This is a genomic window from Streptomyces megasporus (genome assembly GCF_000718985.1).
Taxonomy (GTDB): domain Bacteria; phylum Actinomycetota; class Actinomycetes; order Streptomycetales; family Streptomycetaceae; genus Streptomyces; species Streptomyces megasporus.
In genome coordinates this window covers 1-13,191 of sequence record NZ_JODL01000050.1, presented here as the reverse complement: position 1 = coordinate 13,191, position 13,191 = coordinate 1, and the positions used below count along the sequence as shown (strand labels likewise).

Below are 13,191 nucleotides of genomic sequence, written 5' to 3'. Positions count from 1 at the left end.
CGTGAACGTCCTGTGGGCGATGATCCGTGACGGTGAGTGTTACCACGCTTCACCTCCCGTCACTGCTGTGGCTTGACAACCCGATTGGGAAGCTCCTTCCCCGCGAGCCGGTCGAACGGAGGCCGGGCCGGTCGCGACCGACGACCCCTCGCGCCTCGTGTGGCGCGGTGCCGGGTCGCGACACGTCGGGCGACGCCTCACGACCCGGCACCGCGTGGCCCCGCCGACGGCCGGAGGGACGGGGGAATCCGCCGGCCGTCGGCAGGGTGCGGCCGGACGCCTGTTCGTGACTCCACCTGGCGGCGACCCGGGCGCACTCCCTGTCTACCCCCACGAGGGGCAGGGCAAGCCCGCCGAACCGGTCCTGATCGACGAGCTTGCCCCGATCGCGCGTATCGCCCGAGCGAACCGGACGCGGCCCCCGGTGTCACGGCCGCGTCGCGCACGGCACGTCTCCGTCGCGCCTCCGCCGCGTCCCCCATCGAGGTCGACCGCGGCGGAGCGGCGGAGAGAGCCGCGACAACGGCCGCGCGGAGGAAAACACGGATGCGGTGACGGCACGCGGCTGCGAGGATGCCCTGCCGTGGAGACCGCCGCGCAGACCGCAGTACAGCCCGCCGTGGAGGCCGCAGTGCAGCACGACGACCTCGTCGTCCGCCGCGCCGGCGACCGTGACGCGCCCGCCGTGGCCGAGGTGTGGCTGCGCTCCCACGCCGCGGCCCTTCCCGGCGTGCGCCGGGCCCACACCGATCGACAGGTGCGGGAGTGGATCCGGGACGTGGTGGTGCCGGCCCACGAGACCTGGGTGGCGACGGTGGGGGACACGATCGTCGGGATGATGGTGCTCGACGGCCGGGAGGTGGAGCAGCTCCACCTCGCCCCGTCCTGGCGGGGCCGGGGCATCGGCGACCGCCTCGTCGCCCTGGCCAAGCGGCGGAGCCCGGACGGGCTGGGGCTGTGGACGTTCCAGGTCAACGGACCGGCCCGACGGTTCTACGAACGCCACGGCTTCCGCGCGGTCGAGTACACCGACGGCAGCCGCAACGAGGAACGCGAACCCGACGTCCGGTACGTGTGGACGCCCGGGGACGAGGACGGGGAGACCGACGTGGCCGAGGTGCGGACCCGGACCCTGACGGCGGACGACTGGCGGCTCTGGCGGAGGCTGCGGCTCGCCGCGCTCTCCGAGGCCCCGCACGCCTTCGGCTCCCGACTCGCGGACTGGCAGGGGCCCGGCGACCAGGAGGAGAGGTGGCGCACCCGGCTGAGCATCCCCGGTGCGTGCCACGTCGTCGCCGAACTCGACGGGGAACCGGTCGGGATGGCCGCCGGCGTCCCCGGCCAGGGCGACGGCGAGGCCGAGCTGATCTCGCTGTGGGTCGCCCCCGGCGGACGGGGCCGGGGTGTGGGGGATCGACTGGTGCGCGCGGTGGAGCGGTGGGCGGCACGGACCGGCGCCGAGGTGCTGAGGCTGACGGTCTTCTCCGGCAACGAGCACGCGATGGGCCTCTACCGCCGCCACGGGTTCGTGGACGAGGGGCCGGTCGGCGACGCGGCGCCCGACGGACCTCGGGAACACGTCATGGCGAAGGCGCTCACCGACGGATGACCCCGCCGGGGCGGACGTTCCTCAGCCCCTGCCGCGCGCGGCGGACCGCCAGTGCGCGGGGCGGGTGAACCCGGCGGACAGCCGGGTGGCCTCGTCGCCCCTGGCCGCGTTGAGCTGGGCCTGGGTGAGGAAGAGGCTCCCCGTCAGGTCGGCGCCGCGCAGATCGGTGTCCCGGAAGTCCGCACCGATCAGATCGGCGTTCCGCAGGTCGGCGCCGCGCAGGTCGGCCGCGATCAGACAGGCCCCGCGCAGATTGGCGCCGCGCAGGTCGGCGCCCCTGAGCCGCGCCCCGACGAGGTCGGCCCTGCGGTGGTTCCTCCCAGGGCCCGGTACCGCGGCCCGCACCAACTCGCCGGCGCGCGACAGCAGTTCGTCGACGCCGCGGCGGACCTCCGCCACGTCCAGCGCCACGAGTTCCTCGGCGCTGCCGAGGGAGAGCCGCTCGACGTCGTCCAGCGCGCGGCGCAGGTCGCGGTGGAGGGGACGGGTCCGCGGCCTGCCCAGCGCGTCGGCCAGGTACCACATCAGCTCGTGCAGTTGCCGCATGACGGGGAACGCCGCGAACATCCGCCGCGCGGTGCGCGGGTCACGGCGCCAGTCCCGTCCGCCGAAGGTGACCCGGGAGACCTTCTGCCCCGCGCCGAAGCAGTCGAAGACGGTGCAGCCGGAGAACCCCTCCCGCCGCAACCGGGCGTGGATGCCGCAGCGGAAGTCCTCCCGCAGGTTCGCGCACGGCCGTCCGGCGTCCTTGTCGACCGCGAAGTCGGCGGAGGCCGAGAAGGGCAGCGCCACGCAGCACAGCGCGAAGCAGTTCCCGCAGTCGGCCCGCAGCTCGGACCGCTCGGTGCCGACGGCGGAGGCTTCGCGTTCACGGGGCACGGTGGGTGATCTCCTGTCGCGGAGGACGGGCGCCGCCTCGTGCGGCACTCCGGTCGGGCTCCCATTCTCCCCGTCTTCCGTGGGCCGCCGCCGGCGGCCCACCCGACCCCTCCGCGGACCGGGGCCCACGCCGCCGTCACATGGCCCTGATCTTCAGGTACCGCCACAACGCCGGTACCTCGACCACCAGGGCCGCGGCGACGGCGGCGGCCAGGGCGCCGACGGCGACGCGCACCGCGATCGCGGGGATGAAGACGCCGTTCCTCATCGGAAGCTCACCTCCTTCCCGCCGAGCAGCTCCGCCACCAGGGATTCGACCAGGGCGACGGCCTCGTCGACCGCCCGCCGGACGGGTTCGCTGAGCCCCACGGCCACGTCCGGTTCGTCGCCGCGCATGCGCACCAGCGGTTCGCAGCCGACGACCAGGACGCGCGGCAGCGGGGCGTCGCCCAACCGCCGGGCCAGGGCGAGGACCTTGACCGGGTCCATGGCGTGCGCCTCGGGAACGGCCTGGGACTCGTCGAACGCCTCGATGTCCGGCTCGATGACCGAGAGCGTGCCGGGCGGCCGGCCGTGGGGCGCCGCGTCGACGAGCAGGGCGGTGTCGTACCCGTCCAGCAGTCGGTAGGCCAGGTCCATGCCGCGGATGCCGAAGTCCACGACGTGGACGCCGTCGGGCAGCGTCCGCCCGCTCAGCGCGGCGGCCACCTCGGGGCCGAAGCCGTCGTCGGCGAGGAAGACGTTGCCGATCCCGGCCACCAGGACGCGCGTGCGGGCCGTGTCGGGATCGGCGGGCGGGCCGGCCGGTTCCAGCTCCTCGGGGGAGAAGAAGAAGCGGTGGCCGATCTGCGCGCTCGCCCCGAAGTCGCGTCCGGGGTCGTCCTCCAGGACGACCGCGACGTGGACGCGGCCCTCGAAGTCCTCCTCGACGGCGACGATCTCGGCGGCTCGTCCGGCGAGCGCGAGGTCGAAGATGTCGGCGCCGTGGCGGGGCCTCAGCCGTACGCGGTCGCCCCGGCCCAACCGGACCCCGTCGACCGTCACCGTCCGGTTCACGCGCCCTCCCCCAGGGGTCGGAACTCGCGGATGGTGCCGTGCAGCGCGAGGAGTTCGTCGTGGCCGAGCGCCGCGCAGCGGTCCAGGATCTCCCTGGCCTTGGGGTCGCAGGCCCGCGCCTCCCGCTGCTCCTCCTCCGTCATGCTCAGCACGCTCAGGATCAGCAGCCGGTCGATCTCCGTGCCGTCGAAGAGGTCTCCGGGGCTCTCCGGCGCCACCTCGGGGAAGTCGTACAGGGTGACGGGGGAGGAGAGCACGGTGTGGGCGCTCGACCCGTCGCCGTCCCCGCCGTCGGTGGTCCCGGCGGCTTCCCCGACGGTGACGTCGGAGGCGTCGTCGTCCACGAGGACCGGCCAGGTGCCCTGGTTCTCACAGGACTCGACGGCCCCCCGCAGGCGCTCCGGCGGGTCGATGAGCGAGACGAAACGCCCGGTGACGCAGTGCAGCACCGTGTGGGTGGAGACGAAGGCGTACGCGCAGGCCTCCTCCCGGGCGCCCAGGGCGGTGGGGTCCGGCAGCGGGCACGGGGTGGTGTTCACGATGCCCACGCTCAGCCGGTACACGCCGTCCCCCACGGGCTCGGCCTCGATCTCCACGGTGCCGCGCAGCGCGTTCCACCGGCGCACCAGGGCGCCGACGGCACGGCCCGCACCGTCCACGATCGGCTCGCGGTCGGTGCCCGCCGGGACGTCGACGGCGGCCCGCGCGGGACGGGAGAGGACGGAGCCCAGCGTCACGGGCAGGCACAGCTCGCGCTCGGTCGCCTCCTGCCACGCCAGGTACCGCCGTCCGTCCACCGTCAGGTCGTCGACGGCCTCGGGCCCGCCCGGACCCTCGCGGACCACACCGCGGTCCACGACGTGCAGGAACCGCACGCGCACCGTGACCTCGACGGCCTCCGCGGGGCGGCCCTCGGTGTCCACCGGCACCTGGGTGCGCATCCGGTACGGCTCGCCGAGCGTGGCGGCGCACGAGCGGGGGAAGATCCCGCCGAAGGTCCAGCGCTTGGTGTTCTTCAACGCGGACCTGCGGTAGGGCCAGAGCAGATAGCCCTCGTAGAGGCAGGTGCGCACGATCTTCTCGACCTTCTCCGGGCACCGCGCCGCCTCCCGGCGTTCCGCCCGTCTCATCTCGTCCATGGTGCTCCGGTGGTCTTGGGAACTCTCGAGGGGCCGGAGAGCTCGGGAGTGGGGGCGTCCGCCCGGTCCAGCAGGTCGCCGATGACGTCGTCCCAGGTGCCGAACACCCGCCGGACCCGGTAGGCGTCGAGCCGGTCGTAGGTCTCCCGGGACAGCCGCAGCCAGGGGCTGCCGGCGAAGTAGCGGTCGATCAGCGCGTGCCACATGCCGGCGGGCAGCCGGTGGTGGGCGTCCTCGGCCCAGGAGATCTGGGCCGTGCGCAGCAGGCCGTCCGGGGCCTGGAAGAAGACGGTGCCGTTGAAGAGGAAGTCCAGGGGCACCTCCCCGTCGCGGACGGCGTGCAGGTACTTGGTGACGGCCAGTTCGGTGTCGACGGGGCACGGCACCGTCAGACCGACCGTGGTGGCGTCGGTGAACGGGGGCACGGTCACGGTGGTCTGGGTCCAGGCCAGGGGCCGCAGGGTGGTGCCCCACCGGTCCGGGGCGCCGAAGAGTTCGGCCAGGGCGTGCCGCGTCCGGTCGTCGTAGCGGCGGCGGGTCACGTCGATCCGGATCGAGACCGTCAGGGCGATCGAGCGGATGGGGCCGCCGCCGGTCCGGGTGATCCCCAGTTCGAACCGGAGGGTGGGCACCGCGGCGAAGCGTTCCGGCCGCGCGTCGGTGACGGCGAAGGCGAGGGCCGGGACGGTGTGCCGGGCCGGCACACCGTCCGACGTGCCGTGGGGCGCGGTCATGACGGGGAGAGGTTCGGCATGCCGGGCATGATCGGATCGCGGCGCCGGGCGTTGATGCCGGTCGAACGGCGAGCCGTGGAGCGGTCGTCGGGCAGATGTCCGACGGCCTTCCGGTAGGAGCCGAGTTGGTTGCCCTGCCTGATGCCCCTGACGTGCGCCGCCCTGTCGGGCTGCACCTGGGGCTTGCCTACCCTGATGCCGGCCATGAAGCCTCCTTCAGGTTCCGGGTCGGGAATCGGTGGGGGACGGTTCGGTCGTGGGACGGCCGTCGGCGGGGGCCCCGTCGGCGAGCCGGTGGAAGAAGTCCTCGACGCGCCGCCGGACCTCGGGCCCGCCGCCCAGGCCCTTCCAGTGCTCGCGCACCACGGCGGCCAGGCGGTAGCAGTCGTCCAGGGGGACGATCCAGTGCTCCCGCGCGCCCTGGGAGCGGTCGACGAGCAGCGCCTCGACGTCGTCGGCCAGCGTCGCGAGGGCGGGGACGGACGCCTCCGCCTCCCGCCAGCGGTCCGGGGCCACCGGGGAGCGCAGCAGACCCAGCGGGCTCGGGCAGCAGGCGGTGACCTCGCCGGACGTCCCGCCGCGGGTGAAGAACGCCAGTCCCACGGGAACGCCGAGGGACGCCCACAGCGTGTCGTCGATCCCGTCCCCGCCCAACCGGAGCCTGCGCCGCGGCAGCAGCCGGTAGTGGGCCCCGCCCGCCTCCTGCCGGTCGAACAGCAGGGCGCAGGCGCGGCAGGCGCAGGACACGGCGCCGGCGTGGAGGTCCAGCAGGTGGCGGTGGTCCGCGGGCAGGGGTTCGGAGCACAGGTCGCAGCGCTCCTGACGCGCCTCGTCCGCGCCGTCCCGTCCGTCGCGCCCACCGGGACGGAGGGGACGGGCGGGCCGGCGCGCCAGGCGCCGCAGCCGGGGCGCGGGGAAGGCGGCGCTCACCGCGCTCACCCGCCCGTCTCGGAGGCGAGGGCCGGACGCCGGAAGAGGGAGTCCACCGGGATGAGGGCTTCGGGCGCCCGGTCCGGGACGGTCTCGACGTCCACCCGCTCGACCTCGGGCGCGAAGCCGGTCACCGCCTCCCGTACGGCCTCCTCCAGGGCTCGGGGCGAGGCGGACGAGGAGGAGCAGCCGCGTCCGCCGCCGCGCAGCCGGACCCGCGCCGTCGTCCCCGACAGCTCCAGCAGCTCCACCCCGTCCGCCGCCAGGCCCGCTCCGCTCCGCACGTCCTCCAACGCCCGGCGCACACGGGTCTCCACCGGGTCGGGGTGGAGGTCGTGGACCAGCAGCAGCCGGCCGACGAGCTCGTCGTCCGCGAGACGCCGCAGGAGGGCGTCGCCCCTTCCGTCCTCGCCCAGGTGGGCGGTGATCCGGGCCAGGCAGTCGCCGTAGAGGTCCACCAGCGCCTCGACGGTCTCGGCCGCCCGGGCGGCCGCGGCGCCGTCGGGCAGCGACTCCAGGCCGGAGAGGAGTTCCTCGGTCCGCGCCACCCGCACGCGGGCGTGCTCGTCGTCCCAGGGCATCGGTGTCCGCCTTCCTACGAGACCGCGCCGAAGGTCGGCGAGTGGTGTTGCCGCAGGGTGCGCCCGCCGCCGAGGTACATGTGGACGCCGCAGGGCAGACACGGGTCGAAGCTGCGCACGGTGCGCATGATGTCGATGCCCTTGAAGTCGTCCGGACCGTTCTCCTCGAAGATGGGGCAGCCCTGGACGGCGTCCTCGTACGGACCGGGGGTGCCGTAGAAGTCGCGGGGGCTGGCGTTCCAGGGGGTCGGCGGGTACGGGTGGTAGTTGGCGATCTTCTTGTCGCGGATCACCAGGTGGTGGGAGAGCACACCGCGCACGGCCTCGTGGAAGCCGACGCCGATGCCCTCCTCGGGCACCTCGAACTCCTGGAAGACCTTGGTGCGTCCGGCCCGGACCTCCTCCAACGCCTTGTCCACGAAGTGCAGGGCCATGGCGGCGGCGTAGGCGACGAAGTACATCCGCGCCCGGTTGCGCTCGATGGTGTTGGGGAAGGGCGGGGGCGTCCACTCCAGCCGCATCTCCGGCATGCCCGGGGTCTTGGGCAGGTCGATCTCGACGCTGTGCCCGGTGGAGCGCACGTAGGGGGTGCGGACCTTGCCGGCCAGCGCGGTGACCCACAGCCGGGCGATGGGCCCGCCGCCGGTGTCCAGGGCGAGGAAGTCGTTCGTGCGCTTGTCGTACCAGCGGGGGCTCATCACCCAGCTGTACTTGCCGCCGTTCAGATCGCGCTTCTGGGGCTCGGGCAGGGTGGTCTGGTTCCACGGGTGCCGCTGGTCGACGGGGTTGCCCAGGGGGTCCTTGTCGACGTAGGTCTCCTCGCCGATCCAGTCCTCGTAGTACGAGCTGCCCAGCAGGATGCGCATGCCCAGGTTGATGTCGACCAGGTCGGTGGTGACCAGCTCGTCGTCCACGACGATGCCGGGGGTGACGAACATGGCGTTGCCCCACTCGTTCATCGTCCGGTAGTCGTAGTCGACCACGTCCGGGTTCTGGAAGGCGCCCCAGCAGCCCAGCATCGTGCGGCGCCGGCCGACCTCCTCGTAACCGGGCAGGGCCTCGTAGAAGAAGTCGAAGACGTCGTCGTTCATGGCGACGGCCCGCTTGACGAAGTCCAGACAGCGCATCAGCCGGACCAGGTAGTCGGTGAAGGCCTGTGGAGTGGCGACGGTGCCGACGCCGCCGGGGTAGAGCGTCGAGGGGTGGACGTGCCGACCCTCCATCAGACAGCACATCTCGCGCGTGGTGCGGCTCATCACGAGGGCTTCCTTGTAGGTGGCGCCCTCGAAGGGGTTGTAGGAGCGCATGATGTCGGCGATCGTGCGGTGGCCGTGCACGTCCCCGCGCGGGGCCGCGGTCCGCTCGGCGCGCCGCAGGACGGAGGGGTTGGTCTCCTTGACCATGCGTTCGCAGTAGTCGACGAAGACCATGTTGTCCTGGAAGATCGTGTGGTCGAACATGTACTCGGCCGCCTCGCCGAGGTTGATGATCCACTCGCCCAGGGGCGGCGTCTTCACCCCGTACGCCATGTTCTGCGCGTAGATCGAGCACACGGCGTGGTTGTCCCCGCAGATGCCGCAGATGCGGCTGGTGATGAAGTGCGCGTCGCGGGGGTCCTTGCCCTTCATGAAGACGCTGTAGCCGCGGAAGATCGAGGACGTGCTCCGGCACTCGACGACCTCCCGGTTGGGGAAGTCGATCTTGGTGTAGATGCCCAGGTTGCCGATGATCCTGGTGATGGGGTCGAACGCGACCTCGGTGAGCGTGCGCTGATCGACCGGGACGGTCTGGCTGGTCGTCACGGAGCGGTCCTCTCAAACGTCTCGAACGCCGTCGGCGTCGTCAGCGGCCGGACCACCGCGGCTGGTAGCCCGAGGTCAGTTCGGTGCGGTTGTGGCGCCACTTGGGCTCCTTGTTCACGGTGCGGTTGGTGATGGAGCGCAGTGACCTCACGAGCGGTCCGTAGGTGCGGCTCAACAGACCGGAGGAGACGCTGCCGCCCGGGGGCTCGTCCATGAAGGGCATGAACTTGTCGGGGAAGCCGGGCATGGTGCAGGCGATGCAGATGCCGCCGACGTTGGGACAGCCGCCGATGCCGTCCATCCAGCCCCGCTTGGGGACGTTGCAGTTCACCACCGGCCCCCAACAGCCGATCTTCACCTGGCACTTGGGGGAGTTGTAGTCCAGCGCGAAGTCGCCCTGCTCGTAGTACGCGGCCCGGTCGCAGCCCTCGTGGACGGTCTTGCCGAACAGCCAGGTCGGCCGGAGTTGATCGTCCAGCGGGATCGGCGGGGCCATTCCGGCGGCCTGGTGCAGGAGCCACAGCAGGGTCTCCATGAAGTTGTCCGGCTGGACGGGACAGCCGGGGACGTTGACGATCGGCAGCCCGCCCGCGGAACGGAAGTCCCACCCCAGGTAGTCCGCCAGGCCCATACAGCCGGTGGGGTTGCCCGCCATGGCGTGGATGCCGCCGTAGGTGGCGCAGGTGCCGATCGCCACCACCGCGAACGCCTTGTGCGCCAGCCGGTCGATCCACTGGTTGAGGGTGATCGGCTCGCCCGTCTCGGGGTCGTTGCCCATCGACGTCCAGTAGCCGTCGCCGTTGATGTTCTCGTTGGGGACGGACCCCTCGACGACGAGGACGAACGGCCCCAGCTCGTCGTTGGCGGCCCGGTGGAAGGCCCGGGTGAACCCCTCGCCGGTCTCGTAGGCCAGCACCTTGTTGTGCAGGTGGACCTTGGGGATGCCGGGGATCGATCCGAGGACGACGTCCTCCAGGCTCGGCAGCGTCGCGGCGGTGACCGAGACCGTGTCGCCGTCGCAGCTCATGCCCTCGGAGGTCCAGAGGATGTGGACCTCCTCGACGCCGCTGGGGGCCGACGTGTCGGTGCTCATACGGCTTCCTTCCTGGCAGCGGGGCCCGCGGGGAGGCACGGTCCCGGTTCGGCGCGGCGGCGGTCCGCGCCGGCCGCCATCCGTCCCTCGGAGCCTGACATTTCCAGCACATGCCTACAACTCAAACGTTTTCCGCCGGGGAAGTGACTCGGTCAGGTGCCCCGGCGTGAGCGACGAGCCCTCCTTGCGGACGAAGGCCGAGCGCAGGGCGTGGTACGGCTCGCCCGCCCGGAAGAAGCACCGGTGCATCCGGGCGAGCTCCGCGGCCCGGTGGTCCCACAGCGGCCGGACCGCCTCGTCGCGCTCGCGCACCGCCTTCTTCTCCCCGATCCGCGCCTGGAGCGCCGGGTCGGCGGCGAGGCCGGCCGCCATCCGGGCGACCTCGCGGAAGAAGGTCTCCGGCGCCACGGACAGCACGCGGTCCACCAGCCCGGCGCGCAGTGCGGCGGCGGCGCCCACCGGCAGCGCCTGCCGGACCAGCCGGTCCGCCTCCTCGGCGCCCACCCGCCGGGGCAGGCTGTAGGTCCAGTACTCCGAGCCGTACAGCCCCATCAGCCGGTAGTGCGGGTTGAGGACCGCGCCCGCCCGACACCACACCTCGTCCGCAGCCAGCGCCAGCATCACCCCACCGGCCGCCGCGTTGCCCCCCAGGGCGGCGACGGTCAGCCGGTCGGTCGTGGTGAGGACGGCCTCCACCAGGTCGTTCATGGCCCGGACGTTGGCCCAGGACTCCGCGGCGGGATCGTCCGCGGCCTCGATCAGGTTCAGGTCGATGCCGTTGGAGAAGAAGTCCCGGCAGGCGCCGAGCACCACCACCTGGGTCGGTCGGGAGCAGGCGAAGCGGTAGGCCTCCAACAGCCGACGGCACCGGTCGGTGCCCATCGCCCCGCCGGGGAAGGAGAAGCGCACGAAACCCACCGGACCGCTCTCCTCGTAGCGGATCTCGGTCCAGGTGCGACGCCCGGCGGGCAGCCACAGCGGAACGGGCACCTCGGGCACGTCCGGCAGCCGGTCGCCGAGCGCCAGGGCGGCGGGCAGCTTGAACGTCCGCCGGCCCCCCGGCCGCCTCCTCGGCCGCAGTTGGGGAATCCACACCGCCCCGTCCGACGTCGCCCGGCAGATCGCCCCGCACCGGGTGGCCAGCACCTCGCCGGGCCGGCCGCGCAACCGGTCCTCGTGGTGCCCGCCGTGCAGGTACCACTCGCCGCCCAGGAAGGAGTCCAACACGCCGGGCTGGGAGTCGGCGGCCCGCAGCCTGCGCAGCACCACCCGGGTGGAGTCCCGCTCCCAGTCGATGCGGCGTTCGTCCTGGCCCAGGTACGGGCGCAGGCCCGGCCCGTCCTGCGGTTGCGGCCGGGGGGTGTACGCGCCGGACGCGAAGCGCCGGACGGCCAGCAGCACCGCCTCCACCGCGGCGTCGGCCACCTCGCCCCGGTACAGGTCGCTCTTGCCGATCTGCTGCGGCATCGACAGCGGCGCCGACGCCCAGACGGGGCCCGCGTCCATCTCGGCCTCGGCCTGGAACACGGTCACGCCCCACTGCCCGGAGCAGTCCTGCATCGCCCGGTCCAGCGACGAGGGACCGCGGTCGCCGGGCGGCCCGGGGTGCACCACCAGACAGGTGCGGGCCGACCAGACCTCCTTCGGGATCGCGGTCGTCAGCATCGGGGCGAGCACCAGGTCGGGGGCGTGCCGCTCCACGGCCTCCCACCCGGAGCCGTCCCCCGGCACGAGTTCCACGGCGACCGCGTGGCCCCGCTCCTCCAGTTCCACCAGGACCCGTTGGGTCAGACTGTTGAACGCGCTCGCCACGAGCAGGATTCGCATGAGGCCTCCCGGACCGTTGGACCGTTGCCGTCGTCTGTGGGGCGTGATCCTGGCTCACCGGACCCGCGGACCGGGCCGTGACGCGCTCGGTTCCCCCGTGGGCTTGGGCTGTCCGGGGGAACTCGGCCCCGGTGCCGTGGCGGCGCGGTGGGGCGCATGGGGCGGCCGGCTAGCGTGACGCCCCATGCACGAGCTGTCGATCGCCCTCGCCGTCGCCGAGAGCGCCGAGGAGGCCGCGCGCGGCCACGGAGCCGACGCGGTGGAGTCGGTGCGCCTGCGGGTCGGCGAACTGTCGGGGGTGGTGGCCGACGCCCTGCGGTTCTCCTTCGAGGTGATCGCCCAGGGCCCCCCGCTCGCCGGTGCCGAACTCCGCATCGAGGAGGTGCCCGCCCGCGCCCGCTGCCGGGCCTGCGCCGAGGAGTTCGCCCCCGGCACACCGCCGCGGCTGTGGTGCCCGGAGTGCGGGGAGGCGGAGACGGAGCTGGTGGCCGGACGCGAGCTGGAGATCGTCGACGTGACGCTCACGGAGGGCCGACCGTGCCCCGGGAGCCGCTCGACACGACAGGAGGAGAGAGCGTGATGTGCCGGGTCGTCGACCTGAAACAGGCCGTACTGGCGAAGAACGACGGACTGGCGGCCGCGCTGCGCGAGGAGCTGGCCGGCCGCGGCGTCACCACCGTCAACCTGCTGTCCAGCCCCGGCAGCGGCAAGACGGCCCTGCTGGAACTCCTCCTGACGCGGGCCGCCGAGCGCGGCCTGCCGGTCGCCGCGCTCACCGCCGACCTGGCCACGGAGAACGACGCCCGGCGGCTCGCCCGCTCGGGGGCGCCGGTCCGGCAGGTGCTGACCGGCGGGCTCTGCCACCTGGAGGCGGACCAGCTCCGCGGCCACCTGGAGGGCTGGCTGCCGGACGGCACCCGACTGCTGTTCGTGGAGAACGTGGGCAACCTGGTGTGCCCGGCGACCTACGACCTGGGCGAGACGCTGCGGGTGGTGCTGATGTCGGTCACCGAGGGCGAGGACAAGCCGGCCAAGTACCCCACCGCCTTCGGCCTGGCGAACCTCGTGGTGCTCTCCAAGACGGACCTCGCCGAGGCCGTCGACTTCGACGAGGAGACCTTCGCCGAGCACGTGGAACGGGTCAACCCGGGCGTGGAGGTGCTGCGGACCTCCGCCCGCACCGGGCGGGGCGTCGAGGAACTCCTGGAGCGCGTCACGGCCGTCGGCGCGGGGGAGAGGCCCCACCGGCCGCCGCTGGCCGGACGGCACCTGAACGAACACCGGCACGACCACGGTCCCGCGCACGACCACGTACACGAGCACGCGCACGCCCACGACCACGATCACGGCCCCGCGCACGATCGGAGCCACGAACACCCGTACGAGCCCGCACTCGACACCGGCCTCCCGGTGCGGTGACGGCGGCCGGGAACACCGGGGAAGGAATCTCAATGATGAAGTCAAGCCGCTTGCGTGACCGGCGGGGCGGAGGTGAACAGCCTCTTGTCACGCAGCATGGCCCACAGCACGTCGACTCGCCG

At 73.2% G+C, this 13,191-nt stretch carries 14 protein-coding genes and 1 pseudogene; 4 read left to right on the top strand and 11 right to left on the bottom strand.

Annotated features, from left to right (window positions below):
* Window positions 1-631: 631 nt before the first annotated feature.
* Window positions 632-1,084: pseudogene (locus IF47_RS31300) on the top strand (N-acetyltransferase family protein); the annotation flags it as partial.
* On the top strand, window positions 1,073-1,609 hold the full coding sequence (locus tag IF47_RS31295) for a GNAT family N-acetyltransferase (protein ID WP_342667298.1): 537 nt from the start codon (window positions 1,073-1,075) through the stop codon (window positions 1,607-1,609). The pseudogene IF47_RS31300 and the gene IF47_RS31295, both read left to right, overlap by 12 nt.
* 21 nt (window positions 1,610-1,630) lie before the next feature.
* On the opposite strand, the gene IF47_RS0126255 is transcribed toward IF47_RS31295, so the two are convergent.
* The 11 genes from IF47_RS0126255 to IF47_RS0126205 all read right to left on the bottom strand — a co-directional run bounded on the left by IF47_RS0126255 (window position 1,631) and on the right by IF47_RS0126205 (window position 11,650).
* Entirely contained in the window at window positions 1,631-2,488 is an 858-nt protein-coding gene (locus IF47_RS0126255) for a pentapeptide repeat-containing protein (protein WP_031511490.1), read from the bottom strand.
* 136 nt (window positions 2,489-2,624) lie between these two features.
* Window positions 2,625-2,756: a DUF6893 family small protein gene (locus IF47_RS31975; protein ID WP_281179545.1), complete on the bottom strand. Its 132-nt coding sequence runs from the start codon at window positions 2,754-2,756 to the stop codon at window positions 2,625-2,627.
* Window positions 2,753-3,544, bottom strand: a complete 792-nt coding sequence (locus IF47_RS0126245; RefSeq protein ID WP_342667297.1) for a hydrogenase maturation protease — start codon at window positions 3,542-3,544, stop codon at window positions 2,753-2,755. Before IF47_RS0126245 ends, IF47_RS31975 begins: the two co-directional genes overlap by 4 nt.
* Window positions 3,541-4,674, bottom strand: a complete 1,134-nt coding sequence (locus IF47_RS28335) for a hypothetical protein (RefSeq protein ID WP_157840066.1) — start codon at window positions 4,672-4,674, stop codon at window positions 3,541-3,543. Before IF47_RS28335 ends, IF47_RS0126245 begins: the two co-directional genes overlap by 4 nt.
* Window positions 4,671-5,417 (bottom strand): DUF6084 family protein, encoded by a 747-nt coding sequence (locus tag IF47_RS0126235; protein WP_211257278.1) that lies wholly within the window; start codon window positions 5,415-5,417, stop codon window positions 4,671-4,673. Before IF47_RS0126235 ends, IF47_RS28335 begins: the two co-directional genes overlap by 4 nt.
* Window positions 5,414-5,623 carry a hypothetical protein gene (locus tag IF47_RS0126230; protein WP_031511488.1) on the bottom strand — a complete coding sequence of 70 codons (210 nt, stop codon included), beginning with the start codon at window positions 5,621-5,623 and terminating at the stop codon, window positions 5,414-5,416. The genes IF47_RS0126235 and IF47_RS0126230 overlap by 4 nt, the downstream gene beginning before the upstream one ends.
* A gap of 10 nt (window positions 5,624-5,633) precedes the next feature.
* Window positions 5,634-6,347, bottom strand: a complete 714-nt coding sequence (locus IF47_RS28330; RefSeq protein ID WP_078592142.1) for a DUF5947 family protein — start codon at window positions 6,345-6,347, stop codon at window positions 5,634-5,636.
* A gap of 5 nt (window positions 6,348-6,352) precedes the next feature.
* Window positions 6,353-6,928: a NifU family protein gene (locus IF47_RS0126220; protein WP_037733415.1), complete on the bottom strand. Its 576-nt coding sequence runs from the start codon at window positions 6,926-6,928 to the stop codon at window positions 6,353-6,355.
* A gap of 14 nt (window positions 6,929-6,942) precedes the next feature.
* On the bottom strand, window positions 6,943-8,730 hold the full coding sequence (locus tag IF47_RS0126215) for a nickel-dependent hydrogenase large subunit (protein ID WP_031511485.1): 1,788 nt from the start codon (window positions 8,728-8,730) through the stop codon (window positions 6,943-6,945).
* Between the two features lie 40 nt (window positions 8,731-8,770).
* Window positions 8,771-9,823, bottom strand: a complete 1,053-nt coding sequence (locus IF47_RS0126210) for an NADH-quinone oxidoreductase subunit B family protein (protein ID WP_031511484.1) — start codon at window positions 9,821-9,823, stop codon at window positions 8,771-8,773.
* Window positions 9,824-9,937: 114 nt separating this feature from the next.
* The gene (locus IF47_RS0126205; RefSeq protein ID WP_037733414.1) at window positions 9,938-11,650 is read right to left on the bottom strand and encodes an enoyl-CoA hydratase-related protein; all 1,713 of its coding nucleotides are present in this window, start codon (window positions 11,648-11,650) and stop codon (window positions 9,938-9,940) included.
* Window positions 11,651-11,834: 184 nt separating this feature from the next.
* Here IF47_RS0126205 and hypA point away from each other — a divergent pair, with 184 nt between their 5' ends.
* Together hypA and hypB are read left to right on the top strand one after the other, a co-directional pair.
* Window positions 11,835-12,230: a hydrogenase maturation nickel metallochaperone HypA gene (hypA, locus tag IF47_RS0126200; protein WP_031511482.1), complete on the top strand. Its 396-nt coding sequence runs from the start codon at window positions 11,835-11,837 to the stop codon at window positions 12,228-12,230.
* On the top strand, window positions 12,230-13,069 hold the full coding sequence (gene hypB / locus IF47_RS0126195; RefSeq protein WP_031511481.1) for a hydrogenase nickel incorporation protein HypB: 840 nt from the start codon (window positions 12,230-12,232) through the stop codon (window positions 13,067-13,069). The genes hypA and hypB overlap by 1 nt, the downstream gene beginning before the upstream one ends.
* The last annotated feature ends 122 nt before the right edge of the window (window positions 13,070-13,191 follow it).

What these genes read in the sequence shown, in the direction of transcription:
- IF47_RS31975 (WP_281179545.1), bottom strand. Translation starts at nt 2,756, where the DNA reads ATGAGGAACGGCGTCTTCATCCCCGCGATCGCGGTGCGCGTCGCCGTC.
- IF47_RS28335 (WP_157840066.1), bottom strand. Translation starts at nt 4,674, where the DNA reads ATGAGACGGGCGGAACGCCGGGAGGCGGCGCGGTGCCCGGAGAAGGTC.
- IF47_RS0126235 (WP_211257278.1), bottom strand. Translation starts at nt 5,417, where the DNA reads ATGACCGCGCCCCACGGCACGTCGGACGGTGTGCCGGCCCGGCACACC.
- IF47_RS0126230 (WP_031511488.1), bottom strand. Translation starts at nt 5,623, where the DNA reads ATGGCCGGCATCAGGGTAGGCAAGCCCCAGGTGCAGCCCGACAGGGCG.
- IF47_RS0126220 (WP_037733415.1), bottom strand. Translation starts at nt 6,928, where the DNA reads ATGCCCTGGGACGACGAGCACGCCCGCGTGCGGGTGGCGCGGACCGAG.
- IF47_RS0126210 (WP_031511484.1), bottom strand. Translation starts at nt 9,823, where the DNA reads ATGAGCACCGACACGTCGGCCCCCAGCGGCGTCGAGGAGGTCCACATC.
- IF47_RS0126205 (WP_037733414.1), bottom strand. Translation starts at nt 11,650, where the DNA reads ATGCGAATCCTGCTCGTGGCGAGCGCGTTCAACAGTCTGACCCAACGG.
- hypA (WP_031511482.1), top strand. Translation starts at nt 11,835, where the DNA reads ATGCACGAGCTGTCGATCGCCCTCGCCGTCGCCGAGAGCGCCGAGGAG.
- hypB (WP_031511481.1), top strand. Translation starts at nt 12,230, where the DNA reads ATGTGCCGGGTCGTCGACCTGAAACAGGCCGTACTGGCGAAGAACGAC.